A 19,125-nucleotide genomic window follows, 5' to 3' on the forward strand; every position below is an offset into this window, starting at 1 on the left:
GCGGAACCGCCAGCCGGTGGGACGGGTCAGTCCCCCGCCGTCGGCCCGGCGGGCGTTCCGGCCCAGGCCGCTGGCACGACAAGCGTTCCGGGAACGATCTCCGGCACGACGGGCGTTCCGGTTGTTGGGGGAACGCCCGTTGGCGAACCGGATGACAGCGAACCGGCTGGTCACGGTCTCGGGTGGCTGCTTTCGCAGACTGGGCACGGCGGGACGACCCCCGTCATCGGCGACGAACCTGTTCCCGATGACGAGGTGGCGGCCGACGACGAGGTGGTTCGGCCGCTGGGCTGGTTCGCCGCGCCCGAAGACGAAGACGGGGCCGAGGACGCTACGGCTGAAACCGCTACAGCGACGGAGCTCACGTCGTCCGACGCGGACAGTTCACGAACCGAGGCAGTGCACGCAGCACCCGGCACCGCGCCTTCGCCGGACGACTCTGTCCACACGGCGCCCCCTACCGCGTCCACGGATGCCGCGTTCACGCCGGGCGACTCTGCCGATGACGCGTTCGCGTCTGACGATCTCGACCGCAGCGGGGCTGGGGTGGAGAACGACGCAGCGGGACTGCCGTCTGTCGGGTCGGGGCCGGCGTATGACGGTGCGGGAACCGTTCATGCTGGGACCGGCGCTGTGGATGCCCCGGTGGGCGAGGCGCCGGCCGAAGTTGAGGCCGAGCCGGTTTCGTTCGAGCCGATCGCCGTTGTTCGGACATTGGCTGACCCGGACGATGCCGGGTTCGAGACCGGGTACTCCCACGCTGGGACCAGCCCGTCCGCGGTGGCGAGCGGCAGCGCTGAGAACGGCCTGGCCACGGCGGCGAGCGGTCGTTTCGAGACGGAGAGCGGCCGGGCGGCGGAGGCTACCCACGAGGGCGAGGACGTCTCCGAGCAGCTTGCCGCTGAATTGCGTGAACCGGGCATTGAGGTGGGGCAGCCTGCTCCCGCGGATGACAGTTCACTGGATGCCGAGAGTCACGGGGCCGGGAACAGCGAGCAGAGTGCGGCGAACCGTCCGTCCGGCGGGATCAACTCCCTCGCCGCGATGAAGAACATCGTTGCGGCCGGGAGTATCGGCGTCACGAAGTCCCTCACCGACGAGGAAGCCCTCGACCGGCGGGGATATCCCGACACTGCAGGAAACGCCGACGTGACGGGAGACTCCGGCCCGGCGCTGGCGTCCGACCTGGCGGGAACGCGCGATACGACAGGCGTGTCCGACCTGGCGGATACCTCCGATGAGGGTGAAGAGCCTGGGGTGCCGGAGGTCGGCGGTGTCGGGTCGGCTGCGGTGGGTGCTGATGCGGTGCTTGTGGATTCGGGTGGGTTCGCCCTGGTCGATGACACCGAGGCCGGAAGCGGCGAGTCCTTCACCGGTGGGCTTTCGGAGGCTGTCTGGTCTGCGGCCTGGGCTGATTGGCAGAGCTTCGGTGGGCACGGGGACCTGGGCGGTCTGTCCGAGGCTGACTGGGGCAAGGCCTGGAGTGACTGGCAGAACTTCGGTGGGCACGGGGACCTGGGCGGCCTGTCCAAAGATGACTGGGGCAACGCCTGGACCGGTTGGCAGAGCTTCGGCGGGAACGGGCAGACGGAGACGCCCGGCCCGGCGGTAACCGGCGACACCCCGGACAGCCCGGTTGCGGACGGCGACACCCCGGACAGCGCAATCGTCGACGGAGAGGTTGCCGGACACCCGGTTGTCGAGGGCCAGGACACCGATAGCCAGGACGCTGAGGGCCAAAGCGCCGAGGGCCAGGTCGACAGCAGCAGGGCCGCGTCGATGGAGGCGTCCCGCCCGGTCGAGGGCGATCAGGCCGAAAGCGATCAGGCCGGGAACGACGACGCTGAAAACGACGCGGCCGGGGACGATGCGGTCTCGGTGGGCTCTGCGGAAACGGCCGGTGTGGATGTCGCGGTCGTCGAGGCGGGGACCGAGGAGGGCGGGGCTCCGGTCGTACCAGCGCAAGGGGTGACGGTTGGGGAAGGATCCGCCGGAAGCGCCGCAGAAGCCGGTGTGGCGGCGGCCTCGCGGGAGATCCTGCCGGAGGCGAAAGCCGGAGGGCAGGACGCAGAACAGACCGGCGAGCAAGCCAGCGACAAGATCAGCGAGCAAGCCGGGGAGCAGGGCGGCGAGAACACCGGCAAACAGGCCGAGGAGCAGGGCCGGGATCGGGCCGGGAGTGTGAGTTCGGAGCGGCTGGAGCCGGTTCGGCAGCGGCGGGGGGAGCAGGCTCCGGCGGATCGGCGGCGGGCTGAGCCGGAGCGGATTCTGGCGTCGTATCCGTGGGTGTTCGATCCGCGGACGCTGCGGGAGACCGTTGGCGAGCCGGAACGGCTGGGGGATCTGGCGGATCGGCTCAGTGACCGGCTGGAGTTCGCGGAGCGGGACAACGTGCGGGCCGGGCTGCTGAGTCTGCGGGCCGCGGTCTCGCGGGTGCTCGGTGAGCTGGATGACGCGCTCGCCGACGGGCGGGAAGGGCTGCGGCACGCGGAGGCCAGCGGGGAGTTCCGGACCGTGGCGATCGCTCAGGCGCGGCTGGCGCATGTGCTGCACTGGCGGGGAGAGTTCGACGAGGCGGACCGGTTGTATGCGCGGGCCGAATCGGTGGAACTGCCGTCGGCGGTCCGGGCGGAGATCTCCGAGTTGGCCGGGCGGTCCGTTTTCGATCAGGGTCGCCTGTTGGAGGCGGTGAACCACTTCGAGCGAGCCCTGGACGTACGTCAGGGTGAGGATCCGGAGTTGGTGGAGCGGATCGAACTGGCGCTCGACGAGATCACCCGGCGCAGTGCCGACGGCTGGGGGCCCTATCCCCGTACCCGCGACGAGGTTCTGGAGGTGCCGAAGGCGCCGATGCGGCTGCTCGACGACGGGGCGGGCCTCTGGGGGTACGCCGCCGCCGTGGAGCCGCAGTTCGCGGAGGCGCAGCCGTTCGCCGAGGGGGTGGCGTGGGTGCGCCGTCCGGGCGCGCCGGCTTGGGAGCTGATCGACACCCGGGGTGAGCTGGTGATCCCGGCGGCGCACGACTATCGGGCGGTGGGGCCGTTCGCGGAGGGCCTGGCCTGGGTGCGGCGCGACGACTCCGGCTGGTTCGCGATCGACCTGCAGAACCGGCTGATCGTGACGCCGGCCGGGTTCGAGGACGCGCGCCCGTTCCGCAGTGGTCTCGCGGTGGTCCGGCAGGGTGGCGCCTGGGGTGCGGTGGACCGGAACGGGCGGATCGCGGTGCGGCCGGCGTTCCACGGGTTCCTGACGGTGCTGCACGTCGGGGGTTCGGTGGACGGGTTCACCGACGAGGGTCTGGCCGTGGTGGACGCCGGGGACCGGTTCGGGGTGGTGGACCGGGCCGGGCAGCTGGTGGTGCCGCCGGTGCACGCCGCTGTGGTGATCCATCCGTCGGCGTTCCTGGTGCGGGACCCGGCCGGGTCGTGGGGGGCGCTGAACCGGCGTGGGGAGCCGCTCGTCGACGTCGTGCACAAGGATCGGGATTCGGCGGTGGAGCAGTTGCCCGGCGAGGCTCGCCCGGTTCTATAAAGAACCATGGAGTTTCGTCATCTCGGCCGTTCCGGCCTACTGGTCAGTGAGATCGCCTACGGCAACTGGATCACCCACGGTTCACAGGTGGCGGAGGAGGCCGCCGTCGCCTGCGTGCAGGCGGCCCTGGAATGTGGCATAACCACGTTCGACACCGCCGACGTCTACGCCGGCACCCGGGCGGAGGAGGTGCTGGGCCGGGCCTTGAAGAGTGAGCGCCGGTCCGGTCTGGAGATCTTCACCAAGGTCTTCTGGCGTACGGGGCCGGGCGCCAACGAGAGCGGGCTGTCCCGCAAGCACATCCTGGAGTCGATCGACGGTTCGCTGCGGCGGCTCGGCACCGATTACGTGGATCTCTATCAGGCGCACCGGTTCGACCATCACACGCCGCTCGAGGAGACCATGGAGGCGTTCGCCGACGTGGTGCACCGGGGCAAGGCCCATTACATCGGGGTGTCGGAGTGGACGGCCGCGGAGATCCGGGCCGCCAAGCCGCTCGCCGACGACCTGCGGATCCGGCTGGTGTCGAACCAGCCGCAGTATTCGATGCTGTGGCGGGTGATCGAGGCCGAGGTGGTGCCGGCGTCACTGGAGCTCGGTCTCGGTCAGATCGTCTGGTCGCCGCTGGCGCAGGGGGTGCTGACCGGCAAGTACAAGGCCGGGGAGCAGCCGCCGGCCGGGTCGCGGGCCACCGACGACAAGTCGGGTGCCGGGTTCATCGCCCGCTGGATGAGCGACGACGTGCTGGGCACGGTCGCCCGACTGGAGCCGCTGGCCGCGGAGGCCGGGCTGACGATGGCGCAGCTGGCGCTGGCGTGGGTGCTGCAGAACCCGAACGTCTCGGCGGCGATCATCGGCGCGTCCCGCCCGGAGCAGGTGCGGGACAACGTGACGGCGGCCGGGGTGAAATTGGACGACGGCCTGCTGAAGGCGATCGACGAGATCGTGGATCCGGTGGTGACCCGCGATCCGTCGCTCACCTCCAGCCCGGCCAAACGTCCTTAGGGCCTAGCTCTCCCAGAAACGCATCAGGGAGAAGCCGGTGGAGTAGAACTGCCAGTCGACGCCGAGGATCCCGGCCAGGAAGTCCACCGCGGTGAAGAAGTAGGAGCCGACCTCGGTCTGCCAGAGCAGCAGGAACAGCACCAGGAAGCTCCACGGGGCGACCAGGTTCCACGCGCGCTGGTAGGCCGGGCTCATCCACGGGTGGATGATGCCGCCGCCGTCCAGGCCGGGGATCGGCAGGAAGTTCAGCAGGCTCGCGCTGATCTGCAGGAAGACGAGCAGGCCGAGGGCCGCCCAGAACGCGATGTGGTCACCTTCGGCCACGAAACGCCCGGTCGCGTCCTGGCTGATCTCCGGGGCCAGGCCGAACAGGAACGGGATCGCCACGATGATCGCCAGCACCACGTTGGTCAGCGGGCCGGCCGCGCTGATCAACGACTCCTTGGCCTTGCTCTGGATGTAGCGGTGGTCGACCCAGACCGCGCCACCGGGCAGGCCGATGCCGCCGAGGATCACCACGATCACCGGCAGCACGATCGACAGCAGCGGGTGGGTGTACTTCAACGGGTTGAGCCGCAGGTAACCCCGGTCGGCGACGGTCAGGTCACCGGAGAAGTAGCCGAGGACGGCGTGTGCGTACTCGTGCAGGCAGAGGGAGATCAGCCAGCCGGTGATGACGAACAGGAAGACGTCGAACCCGACGTTGCCGAACTCGTTCCACGTCAGGACACCGCTGACCACGAAGACGGCGACGATGCCGATGAAGACCGGGCTCGGCACGAAGGCGTTGCGCGGCGTACGGGTATAGACCGGTTCGTAGGTCACGTCGTCAGCCCGATCACTCGGCCGGAGGGAGGCTCATCTGGTAGTCCACCCGATCGTCGTCGACCAGGGTGACCGCGCCGACCCCGGAGGTCTGCAGCTGCCGCCATTCCTGACCGATCCACGACTCGGCGTCCGCCTGGCTGCTGAACGTCTCAGCAGGCCCTTCGACAGGCTTGCCATCGACGTCTTCGTAGCGCCAACTCCACGGCATTGAGCCGCCCCCTCACGTCACATACCTCAGTGGGCTTCCACCCTACGGCTTCCACCCGTGCGACCCGGCTCTAAGGTACGGGGCATGTCCGAAGATCGGTGGAACACGGTTCTGGTGCTCGGTGGTATCCGCTCCGGCAAATCCGGGTTCGCCGAGTCCCTGGTGGCCGGCGCTCCGTCGGTGCGATACGTGGCTACCGCGGCCGGCGGCGAGGACGACCCCGAGTGGCAGGACCGGATCGAAGCCCATCAGCGGCGACGGCCCCAGTCCTGGACGACCGAGGAGGTCAGCCGCGAACCCGCGCTCCTGACCGAGCTGCTGCTGTCCGCGAGTGCCGGCGAGACCCTGCTCGTCGACGACCTCGGTGGCTGGGTCGCCGCCGTCCTCGACCCGTCCCGGCAGCCCAACGACGACGAGGCCGACGTGGCGGCGCTGGCCGCGGCGGTCCGGGACACCGCCGCCCGGGTCGTCCTGGTCAGCCCGGAGGTCGGGCTGTCGCTGGTGCCGCTCAACCCGGTCGGGCGGGCGTTCACCGACGCGCTGGGCACCACCAACCAGGCGCTGGCCGCGGTCTGCGACGGGGTGGCCCTGGTGGTCGCCGGTCAGCCGAGCTGGTTGAAGGGCTCGGCGGCACCTGTCGACGCGGCGGCACCGATCGAAGCGGCGCCGCCCGTCGTCGCGTCCCGGCCGATCGCGATGGCGACGCCGAGCACTCCCGCGCCCCCGCCGCCGCCGGCACAGCCGCCGGCGGAGCCGCCGGCGGAGCCGGCCACTGTGGTCGTCCCCCTCACTACGCCGGAGCCGCAGCCGAGCGCCGCCCTGAGCGAGTCCACGATGATGCTGCCACTGGTGGCGTCCGGGCTCACCGAGATCAAACCGGGCATGGACCTGCCGCTGCCGAACAGTGACGCCGGACCGGACGCCCGCGAGCGCCTGACCGACCTGGACCTGCCGGGTGCGGGGCTGGGCGCGCTGGCCGAGGCGGTCGAGTTCGCCGCCGCGACCCAGAACACGACCACCCCCAGGGCCTGGAGCGGGGTACGGGTGGTGGTGGTCACCGGCAGCCGGGCCGGTGGAGCGGCCGCCGGAAGCGACGAGGCCGATGTGGAACGGCGCATCGCCGAGACCGAACGCGGCGAGGGCCTGCTGGGACGGCTCGCCGCCCAGGCCGGCGCCGACATCTCGGTGCTGCGGACCGCTCCGGTCGGCGCCATGGAGGACGGTCCGGTCACCGTCGAGGACGCTGTGGAGACGGCGCTGCGGGACGGCTGGAAACTCGCCGACGCCGCCGTCGACGCGGGCCGGGATGTGATCCTGCTCGCCGCGATCGGTACCGGGGCCGAGGCCGCCGCGACGGCGGTGCTGGCCGCCACCACCGGGGCCGAGCCGGTCGCGACGCTGCCGCGGGTGCTCGTTCCCGGCGGCCGGTTCGACGACGCGGCCTGGATGGTGCGCTGCGCCGCGATCCGGGACGCCCTGCACCGGATCCGGCAGGAGCCGCGTGGTGCCACCGACATCCTGCGCCAGATCGGCGGCCTGGACGTGGCGGTCGCCACCGGCCTGCTGCTTGGTGCGGCCGCCCGGCGGGTTCCGGTGCTGGTGGACGGCCCGCTCGGGATCGCCGCCGGACTGGTCGCGCGGGACCTGGCCAGCCAGACCCGGCACTGGTGCCTGCTGCCGGAGAGCGGCACGCTCGCGCTGGTCAAGCAGGGTGCGGATGTGCTCGGGCTGACTCCGGTGCTGCAGACCGGCCTCGACCTGGGCGAGGGGGCGAACGCGCTGTCGGTGCTGCCGCTGCTGCGTACCGCGATCAGTCTGGCCGCGTCGTCACCGGTGCATCCGGCGCTGCTGTCCGAGGTGGGCGACGACGGTCTCGACGAGGACACCGACGACGAGATCGACGACGAGGACACCGATGTCGACGAGGACGGGCCGGACCTCTCCTTCAACACCGCGGCCTTCAACACGGTGAACTTCCGCGAGCCGGGTGCTTGACGGGATCCGGCTGGCGGTCACCACGCTGACCGTGCTGCCGCTGCGGACGGGCCGGGTCGACCGGTCCGCCGCGGCGGTGGCGATGGCGGTGGCCCCGGCCGTCGGGGCGCTGCTCGGGCTGGTGCTGGCCGGGCTGCACGAGGGGCTGCGGGCGCTGGGTTCACCGGCGCTGGTGGCGGCCGGGGTGACGGTCGCGGCGGGGGCGCTGCTGACCCGGGGGCTGCATCTGGACGGGCTGGCCGACACGGTCGACGCGCTCGGGTCGTACCGCTCCGGTCCGGCCGCCCTGGAGATCATGAAAAAGCCGGACATCGGACCGTTCGGAGTGGTGGCCCTGGCCGCCACCGTCCTGATCCAGACCGCCGCGGTCTCCTCCGCCGGGCCGTGGGCGATCGTGACCGCCTGGGCCGCCGGCCGGCTGGCGATCACCGTCGCCTGCCGCCGGGGAGTGCCCGCCGCCCGTCCCGGCGGCATGGGCGCGCTGGTGGCCTCCACGGTGCCCGGGTGGGCACTCACGGTCGCCGCGACGCTGACGGTGGCTCTGGGGGCCGCCGCGGTGCCGGGCCGTCCGTGGCAGGGGCCGGTGGCCGTCGCTCTCTCCGGGTTGGCGGTGGTCCTTCTCCTGCGTCATGTCGTACGCCGTTTCGGAGGCGTCACCGGAGACGTCCTCGGCGCGTCAGTCGAGTTGGCCGTGACGCTGACGCTGGTGGCCCTGACCACCGTGCCGAGTTAGGGCGCGAATCGAACCGCGACTCGGCACGATGGAAGCGGTAGCCGCATGCGTGGTGAGCCGGGGTGCGGATCGAACCGCGACTCGGCACGCAGCAGACGGGTGGCGGGCCGTCAGCGGACCGACGGGGTGACGAACGGGGGCTTGACCAGGCGGGCCTCGATGCGGCGGCCCCGGATGTCGATCTCGACGAGGGTGCCGTCGGTCAGGCCGGCGGCGGTGTCGATGAGGGCGAGGGCGATCCCGGACTTCTTCGTCGGCGAGAAGGTGCCGCTGGTGGTCTCTCCGACGAGCCGCTCCCCCACGTACACACTCATGTGTCCCCGGGGGATGCCGCGGCCCGTCAGTTCCAGGCCCCGCAGTGACCGGCGCGGACCGGCGGTCTTCTCGGCCTGCAGGGCCGTCTTGCCCCAGAAGGCCGGCTTGTCCCAGCCCACCGCCCAGCCGGACCGGGCCTGCACGGGGCTGATGTCGAGGCTGAGCTCCTGACCGTGCAGCGGGTAGCCCATCTCGGTGCGCAGCGTGTCCCGGGCGCCGAGGCCGCACGGGCGGACCCCGGCCTCGATGATCGCGTCCCACACCGCGGGCGCGGCGTCCCACGGGACGACCAGTTCGTAGCCGTGTTCGCCGGTGTACCCGGTCCGGCAGACGATCAGCTCGGTGCCGCCGAGGGTCCCGGTCTCGAACGACATGTAGCCGTGTGACACCGGCAGGCCGAGTTTGCCGAGGATCTCCGCGGACTGCGGGCCCTGGACGGCCAGCACGGCGTGCGAGCGGTGCTCATCGGTGATTTCCAACGAAGAGGGCGCGGCCTCGACGAGACGGCGGACCACCTCGGTGGTGTTGGCGGCGTTCGGGATCAGGAAGACGTGGTCGTCGGCGTACAGGTAGGCGATCAGGTCGTCGACGACACCGCCGGACTCGTCGCAGCAGAGGGTGTACTGCGCCTTGCCGGGTTCGATGCGGCCCAGGTCGTTGGTGAGGCAGGAGTTCACGAAGGCGGCCGCGCCGGTCCCGCGGACCCGGGCCTTGCCGAGGTGTGACACGTCGAACACGCCGGCCGACTCACGGACCGCCGCGTGCTCCTTCAGGACTCCGCCGCCGGCGTACTCCAGGGGCATGTCCCAGCCGCCGAAGGAGGCGAACTTGGCGCCGAGGGCGACGTGACGGTCGTGCAGGGGGGACTGAAGAAGCTCGGCAGACATGAGACTCAACTTACCGGTGACCTTGGGCGGGTTTAGAGTCGCGGAGACAACACATGCTTCCCGTTAGCCGGAAAGGCGCCCACAGGCGTGTTTCCGGCCCCGACGTCCCGGAGAGTCCGAGTGACCCAGCCCACCCTCAGCCTGGTCGACACCGACCCGGCCGAATCCGCGGTCGATGCCATCGTCATCGGCTTGCACAGCCAGCCCGACGAGGACGGCACGCTGCTGCCCGCCGCCGGCGCCGAGAGCATCGCCGCGGCCTTCGACGGCAAGCTGACCGCGACGCTGGCTCTGCTCGGCGCGACCGGAGCGGCCGGCGAGGTGACCAAACTGGCCACCCTCGGCACGATCTCCGCGCCGCTGCTGGTGGCGGTGGGCCTGGGCACCGAGCCGACCGGCCCGGCGCCCGAGCTGGAGACGCTGCGCCGGGGTGCCGGTGCCGCGGTCCGGGCCCTGGCCGGCAGTGCGACGGTGGTGCTGGCGCTGCCGGTGCCGGACGACACCGACGCCGCGCCGGTGCTGCGCGCCACCCTGGAGGGCGCCCTGCTCGGCGGGTACCGGTTCGCCGGTTACAAGTCGAAACCGCCGAAGGGCCGCCGGGAGCCGGTCGCCGAGCTGCGCCTGCACGTGCCGGACGCCGCCGACGAGACGGCCACGGCCGAGCTGCGGCGCGCCGAGATCGTGGCCCGCGCGGTCCGGCTGAGCCGGGACTGGGTCAACACCCCGCCGAACGTGCTGCAGCCGGCGGACCTCGCCGACCAGGTGGCGACGGCCGCGACCGAGGCCGGGCTGGGGGTCGAGGTGCTCGACTTCGAGCAGCTCAAGGCCGGCGGGTACGGCGGTATCGTGGCGGTCGGGCAGGGTTCCGAGGCGCCGCCGCGGCTGGTGAAACTGACCTACACGCCGGCCGGGGTGGACAGCCCGAAGCGGGTGGCGCTGGTCGGCAAGGGCATCACCTTCGACACCGGTGGCGTGAGCATCAAGCCGTCCGCGGGCATGTGGGAGATGAAGTCCGACATGGCCGGGGCGGCGGCGGTGGCGGCCACCATGCTGGCGATCGCGGCGCTGAAGCCGGGTGTGGCGGTCTCCGGCTACCTGGCGATCGCGGAGAACATGCCGTCCGGGTCGGCGTACCGGCCGGGCGACGTGATCACCATGTTCAACGGCAAGCGGGTCGAGGTGTTCAACACCGACGCCGAGGGCCGGATGGTGCTCGGTGACGCGATGGCGCGGGCCTGCGCGGACGGCACCGACTACCTGTTCGAGACCTCGACGCTGACCGGCGGGCAGGTGATCTCGCTGGGCAAGCGGATCGCCGGTCTGATGGGTTCGGACGAGGCGACCGCGCTGGTGGAGAAGGCCGGCACCGCAGTCGGCGAGCCGGCCTGGCGGATGCCGCTGCCGGACGACGTGCGCAAGGGCATGGAGTCGGACATCGCCGACATCTGCCAGACGAACGCGAACCTGGACCGGGCCGGGCACATGCTGCAGGGCGGGGTCTTCCTGCGGGAGTTCGTGACCGAGGGTGTCGAGTGGGCGCACATCGACATCGCGGGTCCCGCCTACCACACCGGTGAGGCGACCGGTTACTGGACGAAGGGCGGCACCGGCGTGCCGGTCCGCACCTTCCTCAAGCTGATCGACGACCTGGCCTGATCCTCGTCATCGGGGCGCTGCCCGGTCTCAGGCCGGGCGGCGCCGCTGCCGCTCGTTGTAGTCGCGCATCCGCTGTGGATAACCGAGCAGTTTGATGTCATAGACGGGCATGCTGAGCTGGTGCGCGAACTTCCACGCGACGTCGGGTGAGCCGATCCGCCGCCGGGTCCATTCACCGTCGTGTGCCACAAGCAACAGGGTGGTCTCGGTCACTGTCGTCTGTGGCTCGATGAATGCCTCGACTCCCCGACGGGAGCGGAAGAATTGCGTAAGATGCTCAAGATCGGCCTGGTTGACCTGCTTGCCGCCGGGCCCGCCGGACTGCGACCGCCGCCGAAACCAAGCCACCGCTCCTCCTCACGTTCGATCCCGCAAGGGTACGTCGGGCCGACGTGTCGTGGGCACCTGGCTGCATTGACCGGGTCGAGAAGTGACAAGATGTCAGCGACGGGACTGTGACCGTTTCCATTGTGTGACCCACACCGGAGACGATGCGACCACTGGAGTCAACGTGAGCCAGCCCAACGGCGGAACCTTCGACATCGTCATTCTCGGCGCAGGTAGTGGCGGTTATGCGGCCGCTCTGCGTGCCGCTCAGTTCGACCTCTCGGTGGCGCTGATCGACAAGGCCGAACTCGGCGGTACCTGCCTGCATCGCGGATGCATTCCGACGAAGGCGCTGCTGCACGCGGCGGAGATCGCGGATCAGACGCGCGAGAGCGAGCAGTTCGGTGTCAAGGCCGATCTGGTCGGCATCGACATGGCCGGCGTGAACGCCTACAAGGACGGTGTCGTCGGGCGCCTCTTCAAGGGCCTGACCGGCCTGCTCGGGCACAACAAGAACATCACCATCGTCCAGGGCGCGGGCAAGCTCGTCAGCAAGGACACCGTCGAGGTGGACGGCAAGCGCTACACCGGGCGCAACGTCATCCTCGCCACCGGCTCCTACTCCCGTTCCCTGCCCGGCCTGGAGGTCGACGGCACGCGGGTGCTGACCAGCGAGCACGCCCTGAAGCTGGACCGGGTGCCGACCTCGGCGATCGTGCTCGGCGGCGGCGTGATCGGCGTCGAGTTCGCCAGCGTGTGGAAGTCGTTCGGCGCCGACGTGACGATCATCGAGGCCCTGCCCCGCCTGGTCGCGGCGGAGGACGAGGAGATCTCCAAGCAGGTCGAGCGCGCCTTCCGCAAGCGGAAGATCAACTTCAAGGTCGGCAAGCCGTTCGAGAAGGTCGAGAAGACCGAGAACGGCGTCAAGGTGACCATCGCCGGCGGCGAGACCCTGGAGGCCGAGATCCTCCTGGTCGCGGTCGGCCGTGGCCCGACCACCGCGAACCTGGGTTACGAGCAGCAGGGCGTCACCCTCGACCGGGGCTTCGTGATCGTCAACGAGCGCCTGCACACCGGCGTCGGGAACATCTACGCCGTCGGCGACATCGTGCCCGGCCTGCAGCTCGCGCACCGGGGCTTCCAGCAGGGCATCTTCGTGGCCGAGGAGATCGCCGGCAAGAACCCGGCGGTCATCGACGAGGCGGGTATCCCGCGGGTTACCTACTCCGACCCCGAGGTCGCGTCGGTCGGCATCACCGAGGCCAAGGCCAAGGAGACGTACGGTGCCGACAAGGTCTCGTCGTACACGTACAACCTGGGCGGCAACGGCAAGAGCCAGATCCTCAAGACGGCCGGCTTCATCAAGCTGGTCCGGGTCGAGGACGGCCCGGTCGTCGGCGTCCACATGGTCGGCGCGCGAGTCGGCGAACTCGTCGGCGAAGCCCAGCTGATCACCAACTGGGAGGCCTTCCCCGAGGAGGTCGCCCAGCTCGTACACGCCCACCCGACGCAGAACGAGGCGCTGGGCGAGGCCTTCCTCGCGCTCGCGGGCAAACCGCTGCACGCGCACAGCTGATTTCGATCGCGTTCTGACGTTAAGGAGTTTGGGAAAACATGCCGACATCGGTAACCATGCCGCGGCTGGGTGAGAGCGTCACCGAGGGCACCGTCACCCGCTGGCTCAAGCAGGAGGGCGAGCGCGTCGAGGTTGACGAGCCGCTGCTCGAGGTCTCCACCGACAAGGTCGACACCGAGATCCCCTCGCCCGCCGCGGGCATCCTCTCGCGGATCGTGGTCGGCGAGGACGAGACCGCGGACGTCGGCAGCGAGCTGGCCGTCATCGCCGGTGACGGCGAAGAGGCCGGTTCGTCCGAGCCCGCACCCGCTCAGGAGGCCGAGGCCGAGCCGGAACCCGCCGCCCCGGTCGAGCCGTCGACGGAGAAGCCGGTCGAAGAGGAGGCCCCGGCGCCGCAGTCCGCCGCTCCGGCGAGCGGTGGCGAGGGCACCGAGGTGAAGCTGCCCGCCCTGGGCGAGAGCGTCACCGAGGGCACCATCACCCGCTGGCTGAAGGCCGTCGGCGACACCGTCGAGGCGGACGAGCCGCTGGTCGAGGTCTCCACCGACAAGGTCGACACCGAGCTGCCGTCGCCGGTCGCCGGCACGCTGCTGGAGATCAAGGTCGCCGAGGACGAGACCGCCGAGGTCGGCGCCGTCCTGGCGATCGTCGGCACCCCGGGCAGCGCCCCGGCGCCGGAGAAGAAGCCGGAGCCCGCCCCGGCCCCGGCCGCTGAGAAGCCGGCCCCGGCCGCTGAGAAGCCGGCCCCGGTCGCTGAGAAGCCGGTCGAGAAGCCCGCTCCGCAGCAGGCCGCCGCGCCGAAGGTGGAGAGCGCCCCGGCGCCGCAGATCCCGCCGGCGACCGAGACGGCCAAGGCCGCACCGGCCCCCGCCGCGGTCGCTTCGAACGGAGCCGGCGACGCCGGTTACGTCACGCCGCTGGTCCGCAAGCTGGCCGCCGAGAAGGGCGTGGACCTGTCCAGCCTGACCGGCACCGGCGTCGGTGGCCGGATCCGCAAGCAGGACGTCATCGACGCCGCGGAGAAGGCCGCCGCGGCGAAGGCGCAGCCGGCCCCGGCCGCCGCTGCCGCCCCGACGGACAAGCCCGCGGCGAAGGCGGCTGCCAAGCCGGAGCCGAGCCCGCTGCGTGGCCGCACCGAGAAGCTGCCCCGGATCCGTCAGACGATCGCCCGCCGCATGGTGGAGTCGTTGCAGGTCTCGGCCCAGCTGACCACGGTCGTCGAGGTCGACGTCACCAAGATCGCGAACCTGCGGAACAAGGCGAAGGCCGACTTCCAGGCCAAGCACGGCGTGAAGCTGACCTTCCTGCCGTTCTTCGCCCTGGCCACGGTCGAAGGACTGCAGCAGCACCCGGTGGTCAACTCGTCGCTGGACATGGAGGCGGGCACCGTCACCTACCACGGCGCCGAGCACCTCGGTATCGCGGTGGACGCGCCGAAGGGCCTGGTCGTCCCGGTCATCAAGGACGCCGGTGACCTGAACCTGGCTGGTCTGTCCAAACGGATCGCCGACCTGGCGGACCGCACCCGCAACAACAAGATCGGGCCGGACGAGATCGGTGGCGGCACCTTCACGCTGACCAACACCGGCAGCCGGGGCGCGCTGTTCGACACCCCGATCATCAACCAGCCGCAGGTCGGCATCCTCGGTCTCGGCGCGGTCGTCAAGCGCCCGGTGATCGTGAACGACCCGGAGCTGGGCGAGATCATCGTGCCGCGCTCGATGGTCTACCTGGCGCTCTCCTACGACCACCGGATCGTGGACGGCGCTGACGCGGCCCGCTTCCTGGGCACGCTGAAGGAGCGGCTGGAGGCCGGCAACTTCGAGGCCGATCTGGGCCTGTAACACCACGGATGACCGGATCGGGGGGTGCGCCAGGAGTGGCGTACCCCCCGATTTGTTTGGGCTTGTGGGATCTTCGGGAAAGAATCACGGTATGCGGATCGTCATGGCCGGTGCGTCCGGTTTCCTCGGTACCCGGCTCGCCGAGCGGCTGAGTCAGAGCGGCCACGAGATCGTCCGGCTCGTCCGGCGCCCCACCGACCGGCCCGATGAGGCCACCTGGGACCCGGCGCAGGGCCGGCTGGACACCGACGTGCTCGCCGGCGCTGGAGCGGTGATCAATCTCGCCGGCGCGAACATCGGCGACAAGCGCTGGACGGACGCCTATAAGCGGGTGCTGCGGTCCAGCCGGATCAACACCACCGACACGATCGCCCGCACCATCGGGCAGTTACCGGAGGGCGAGCGCCCGCGCACGCTGCTGCAGGCGTCCGGTGCCGGGTGGTACGGAGCGACCGGCGAGCAGGAGGTCACCGAGGAGGCCCCGGCTGGCAACACGTTCCTGGCCGACCTGTGCCGGGTGTGGGAGGCCGCCGCCCGCCCCGCCGAGGACGCCGGCACCCGGGTGGTGCTGTTGCGTACCGCTCCGACGATCGACGCCGGTGGCGCCCTTCTCAAGCCGCTGCTACCGCTGTTCAAGCTGGGCGCGGGCTCCCGGATCGGTGGGGGTAAGCAGTGGATGGCGTGGATCGCGCTGGAAGACTGGCTGGCCGCCGCCGAGTTCCTGCTCGACCGGGAGGATCTGGCCGGCCCGGTCAACATGGTGTCGCCGCAGCCGGTGCGCAACGAGGACTTCACCCGTGACCTGGCCCGCGCGCTGCACCGCCCGGCGCTGCTGACGGTGCCCGGTCCGGTGCTGGACGTGGTGATCGGCGAGATGGCCGGAGAGGCGCAGCGCAGTCAGCGGGTGCTGCCCGGTGTGCTGTCCGGTGCCGGGTTCGTGTGGGCGTACCCGGGGATGGCCGACGCCATCGCCGCCGCCCTGCGTCCCGAAGCAGCGATGACCTCCTAAGCCTTCAGGCTTTTTTGCTACCCTCCGCCTGATGTCCGTCGCCACCGATGCCCCCGCCGCGTCCGCCGATCCGCCCGTCGAGCCGTCGCCGTCCCCTGCCCGGCCGTGGCGTGCCCATCTGACCGTCGCCGCGCTGGCGCTGGCGATGGCCGTCTACGTGACGAACGGGCTCTGGCGCGATCCGTACAACCATGTGCTCTCCGACAACGTCGGGGACACCGCGTTCTTCGAGTGGCTGCTGGGCTACGGCGTCTACACGCTGGGGCACGGGGCCAATCCGTTCTTCACCGACCTGATGAACGTGCCGTGGGGGGTGAACCTGGCGGCGAACACCTCGATCTCGGTCTACACGATCCTGTTCTCGCCGCTGACGTACCTGGCCGGCCCACAGGTCAGTTACGTGACCATCCTCACGCTGAATCTGGCCGGGTCCGCGTTCGTGTGGTACCTGTTCCTGCGCCGCTGGCTGGTCGCCAGCCCGGTCGCGGCCGGGCTGGGCGGCATGTTCTGCGGGTTCGCGCCCGGTTTCATCTCGCACGCCAACGGCCACCTGAACTGGACCGCCGGCTGGATCGCCCCGCTGGTGATCTGGCAGGTGCTGCGGCTGCGGCAGCCGGGCCGGTGGCTGCGCAACGGGCTCGTGCTCGGGCTGATGCTGGCGGCGTTCTTCACCATCGCCGCCGAGGGGCTGTTCTACACCGCGCTGGCCGCCGCTCTCTTCGTCGTCGTCTGGTCGCTGGCCGGGCCGGTGCGCGACGAGGTCAAGGCCGCGTTCGGCACCGTGCTGCGGGCGGTGGCGGTGGCCGCGGTGGTCGCCGGGGCGCTGCTGGCCTACCCGCTGTACATGCACTTCGCCGGGCCGCAGACGTTCTCCGGCACCGGCTACAACCAGCGGTACTTCGCCGAGGACACGGCCGCGTACCTGTCGTTCCCGAGCCGGTCGCTGGCAGCGCTGTTCGGTCTCGGTTCCGAACTCGGCCCCAACCGGACCGAGGAGACCAGCTACTTCGGCGTGCCCTTCGTGGTCCTGATGGCCGTCGCCGCCGTGCTGGTGTGGCGGCGGGCGGCACCCGGGCGCAAGGCGACACTGCGCGCGATCATGGTGGTCGGCGCGGTGTTCACGGTGCTGTCCTGGGGCCCTCGGCTCAACTGGATGGACGCCGAGCTGCCGATCCCGCTGCCGTACGCGGCACTGGCCCGGCTGCCGCTGTTCGACGCGGCGCTGCCGTTGCGGCTGGCGCTGATCGTGGCCGTGGTGTTCGGGATCCTGCTGGCCCTGGTCACCCAGGAGCTGCTGGACAAGCGGATCGACGCGCCGAACACGCGGACCGGGCTGACCGTGGCGATCGTGGCCGCCCTGCTCCCGATCTTCCCGCTGCCGGTGCGGCACCAGGATCGCGCGCCGGAGCCGGACTTCATCGCGAACGGCACCTGGCAGCAGTACGTGTCGGCGGACGGCGTGCTGTCCGCCCTGCCGTTCGCCCTGAACGTGACCGCCGACGGCCAGCGCTGGCAGGCGTACACGATGGCCCGCGGCGGCGCCCAGTTCCGCATTCCCGGCGGCTACTTCCTCGGCCCGATGACCACCGGCGAGGAGGGCCGCGAGCAGATGGGACGGATCGGTGCTCCCCCGCTCGCGACCGACTGGCTGTTCACCCGCGCCGCGCTGTACGGCTACGTCACCGAACTGAGCAACGCCGACCGTGCGCAGGCCCGTTCCGACTTCGCCTACTGGGATGTGGAGGCGGTGTTCCTGCCGGAGAAGATCACCGGCAGCGATCACATGACACTGTTCCGCAACGCCGTCGAGGTGACCGCGACCGATCTCCTCGGCCCGCCCGAGCAGGTGGACGACGTGCTGGTGTGGCGCATTCGGCCGGGAGTGGATCCGGTCGACCAGACGGAGTGACTCCGGAGCTAGGCTTCGGAGGTGACTTCCTCTGTTCTCACCGTCCTGCGCCCCGGCCTGGTCGACTACCTGGAGGCCTGGGAGGAGCAGAAACGCCTGCACGAGGCGGTGGCGTCCGGCACGCAGCCGGACACCATCCTGCTGCTCGAGCACCCCAGTGTCTTCACCGCGGGCAAACGCACCGAGCCGGCCGACCGCCCCTTCGACGGCACCCCCGTGGTCGACGTCGACCGCGGCGGCAAGATCACTTGGCACGGTCCGGGCCAGCTCGTCGGCTACCCGATCCTGCGCCTGGCCACCCCGGTCGACGTGGTCGCCTACGTGCGCCGCACCGAGCAGATGCTGATCGACGTCTGCGCCGAGTTCGGTGTGGTCGCCGAGCGGGTCGACGGCCGCAGCGGCGCCTGGGTCCGGGCCACCGACGGCGGCCTGGACCGCAAGATCGCCCAGATCGGCATCCGGGTCTCCCGAGGCGTCACGCTGCACGGCTTCGCCCTGAACTGCGACTGCGATCTGTCAAACTTCGACCGGTTCATCCCATGTGGCATCCGCGACGCCGACGTCACGTCCCTGAGCGCCGAGGTCGGTCGCCCGATCCCGCTCAGCGAGGTCATGCCGGTCGTCGAGCGCCACCTGACCACGCTGATCTGATGGAGCTCTACCGCAACCCGCGCGACAAACGGGTCTTCGTCCCCCGGCCGAACGGGAGCATGGTGCTCAATTTCGGTCACCCGATCGCCTGGGCGATCCTGGCATGCACCACGATCATCCCTTTCACGATCGTCGCGGTGGTCACGATCGCGGTCATTCTTTAAGACCCTTTTCGGTACGAACGACAAACGGCCCCGTCAGGTCCCCGCGAGGGAACGACGGGGCCGAGGCCACCCCGCGACCGCCGGGCCGAATGCGCCGGTCACCGAACCCCACGGTCCAGCCCCGGCAGGTCCGGCGCCCGGCTCAGGGGGTGCGGTCCTCCGTCACCCGCTGGTGGGTGTCACCCGCGCCGGTGTGCTGCTGAGCGGCGTCCACACCCCGGTCGATGTGATCCGAATACTTCTGCCCGGTCCGCTGGTCGACCTGGTCGCCCAGCTTCTCCAGACCGGCGTCGACCTGCTCGTCGTGTTTCGCCACCAGTTCCTTAGCCTTGTCCAAGAAGCTCATGCAGCCCGATTGCCCTCCCCGCTCATGCCAAAACCCGGACTCACCGTTTCGAGTAGCCACGACATCCGCCCGGTAGCTCCGGTGAGAATCCCGGCCCACCGCACACGCCCCGAATGCACGCCCGCTCTGTGTGGCGGGTTG

At 70.7% G+C, this 19,125-nt stretch carries 16 protein-coding genes; 11 read left to right on the forward strand and 5 right to left on the reverse strand.

The features are described from left to right. Nucleotides 1-645: 645 nt before the first annotated feature. Together BLU81_RS48585 and BLU81_RS25550 are read left to right on the forward strand one after the other, a co-directional pair. The gene (locus BLU81_RS48585; RefSeq protein WP_157751783.1) at nt 646-3,531 is read left to right on the forward strand and encodes a WG repeat-containing protein; all 2,886 of its coding nucleotides are present in this window, start codon (nt 646-648) and stop codon (nt 3,529-3,531) included. 6 nt (nt 3,532-3,537) lie between these two features. Further along, nucleotides 3,538-4,536: an aldo/keto reductase family protein gene (locus BLU81_RS25550; RefSeq protein WP_092546994.1), complete on the forward strand. Its 999-nt coding sequence runs from the start codon at nt 3,538-3,540 to the stop codon at nt 4,534-4,536. Between the two features lie 3 nt (nt 4,537-4,539). Here the strand turns inward: BLU81_RS25550 and BLU81_RS25555 are convergent, their stop codons facing one another. Together BLU81_RS25555 and BLU81_RS25560 are read right to left on the reverse strand one after the other, a co-directional pair. Then, on the reverse strand, nt 4,540-5,361 hold the full coding sequence (locus BLU81_RS25555; RefSeq protein ID WP_092546995.1) for a site-2 protease family protein: 822 nt from the start codon (nt 5,359-5,361) through the stop codon (nt 4,540-4,542). 13 nt (nt 5,362-5,374) lie between these two features. Then, nucleotides 5,375-5,572, reverse strand: coding sequence for a hypothetical protein (locus BLU81_RS25560; protein ID WP_092546996.1), 198 nt, complete (start codon nt 5,570-5,572; stop codon nt 5,375-5,377). An 84-nt stretch (nt 5,573-5,656) separates the two neighbouring features. Between BLU81_RS25560 and BLU81_RS25565 the strand changes: the two genes are divergently transcribed. Continuing rightward, entirely contained in the window at nt 5,657-7,567 is a 1,911-nt protein-coding gene (locus BLU81_RS25565) for a bifunctional adenosylcobinamide kinase/adenosylcobinamide-phosphate guanylyltransferase (protein ID WP_092546997.1), read from the forward strand. Continuing rightward, nucleotides 7,560-8,300, forward strand: a complete 741-nt coding sequence (locus tag BLU81_RS25570; protein ID WP_092546998.1) for an adenosylcobinamide-GDP ribazoletransferase — start codon at nt 7,560-7,562, stop codon at nt 8,298-8,300. Before BLU81_RS25565 ends, BLU81_RS25570 begins: the two co-directional genes overlap by 8 nt. 110 nt (nt 8,301-8,410) lie before the next feature. Here BLU81_RS25570 and gcvT read toward each other — a convergent pair whose 3' ends face one another. Beyond that, on the reverse strand, nt 8,411-9,502 hold the full coding sequence (gene gcvT / locus BLU81_RS25575) for a glycine cleavage system aminomethyltransferase GcvT (protein WP_092546999.1): 1,092 nt from the start codon (nt 9,500-9,502) through the stop codon (nt 8,411-8,413). Between the two features lie 120 nt (nt 9,503-9,622). Between gcvT and BLU81_RS25580 the strand changes: the two genes are divergently transcribed. Further along, nucleotides 9,623-11,158 (forward strand): leucyl aminopeptidase, encoded by a 1,536-nt coding sequence (locus BLU81_RS25580; protein WP_092547000.1) that lies wholly within the window; start codon nt 9,623-9,625, stop codon nt 11,156-11,158. A 27-nt stretch (nt 11,159-11,185) separates the two neighbouring features. Here BLU81_RS25580 and BLU81_RS25585 read toward each other — a convergent pair whose 3' ends face one another. Continuing rightward, the gene (locus tag BLU81_RS25585) at nt 11,186-11,506 is read right to left on the reverse strand and encodes a hypothetical protein (RefSeq protein ID WP_092547001.1); all 321 of its coding nucleotides are present in this window, start codon (nt 11,504-11,506) and stop codon (nt 11,186-11,188) included. 163 nt (nt 11,507-11,669) lie between these two features. Between BLU81_RS25585 and lpdA the strand changes: the two genes are divergently transcribed. The 6 genes from lpdA (at nt 11,670) to BLU81_RS25615 (ending at nt 18,638) form a co-directional block, all read left to right on the forward strand. Next, on the forward strand, nt 11,670-13,061 hold the full coding sequence (gene lpdA, locus BLU81_RS25590) for a dihydrolipoyl dehydrogenase (RefSeq protein ID WP_092557624.1): 1,392 nt from the start codon (nt 11,670-11,672) through the stop codon (nt 13,059-13,061). Between the two features lie 38 nt (nt 13,062-13,099). Further along, complete coding sequence (sucB, locus tag BLU81_RS25595) at nt 13,100-14,905, forward strand: 2-oxoglutarate dehydrogenase, E2 component, dihydrolipoamide succinyltransferase (protein WP_092547002.1); 1,806 nt, start codon at nt 13,100-13,102, stop codon at nt 14,903-14,905. Nucleotides 14,906-14,996: 91 nt separating this feature from the next. After that, nucleotides 14,997-15,914: a TIGR01777 family oxidoreductase gene (locus BLU81_RS25600; RefSeq protein ID WP_092547003.1), complete on the forward strand. Its 918-nt coding sequence runs from the start codon at nt 14,997-14,999 to the stop codon at nt 15,912-15,914. Nucleotides 15,915-15,945: 31 nt separating this feature from the next. After that, nucleotides 15,946-17,823: a DUF2029 domain-containing protein gene (locus BLU81_RS25605; RefSeq protein WP_092547004.1), complete on the forward strand. Its 1,878-nt coding sequence runs from the start codon at nt 15,946-15,948 to the stop codon at nt 17,821-17,823. Nucleotides 17,824-17,844: 21 nt separating this feature from the next. Next, nucleotides 17,845-18,474 carry a lipoyl(octanoyl) transferase LipB gene (gene lipB / locus BLU81_RS25610; protein ID WP_092547005.1) on the forward strand — a complete coding sequence of 210 codons (630 nt, stop codon included), beginning with the start codon at nt 17,845-17,847 and terminating at the stop codon, nt 18,472-18,474. Then, on the forward strand, nt 18,474-18,638 hold the full coding sequence (locus BLU81_RS25615; protein WP_092547006.1) for a peptide ABC transporter substrate-binding protein: 165 nt from the start codon (nt 18,474-18,476) through the stop codon (nt 18,636-18,638). The genes lipB and BLU81_RS25615 overlap by 1 nt, the downstream gene beginning before the upstream one ends. A 142-nt stretch (nt 18,639-18,780) precedes the next feature. Here BLU81_RS25615 and BLU81_RS25620 read toward each other — a convergent pair whose 3' ends face one another. Then, a complete protein-coding gene (locus BLU81_RS25620; protein WP_092547007.1) occupies nt 18,781-18,984 on the reverse strand; it encodes an antitoxin in 204 nt (67 codons plus the stop codon). Nucleotides 18,985-19,125: the final 141 nt, after the last annotated feature.

Origin of the sequence: Actinoplanes derwentensis (genome assembly GCF_900104725.1) — a bacterium.
GTDB lineage: Bacteria > Actinomycetota > Actinomycetes > Mycobacteriales > Micromonosporaceae > Actinoplanes > Actinoplanes derwentensis.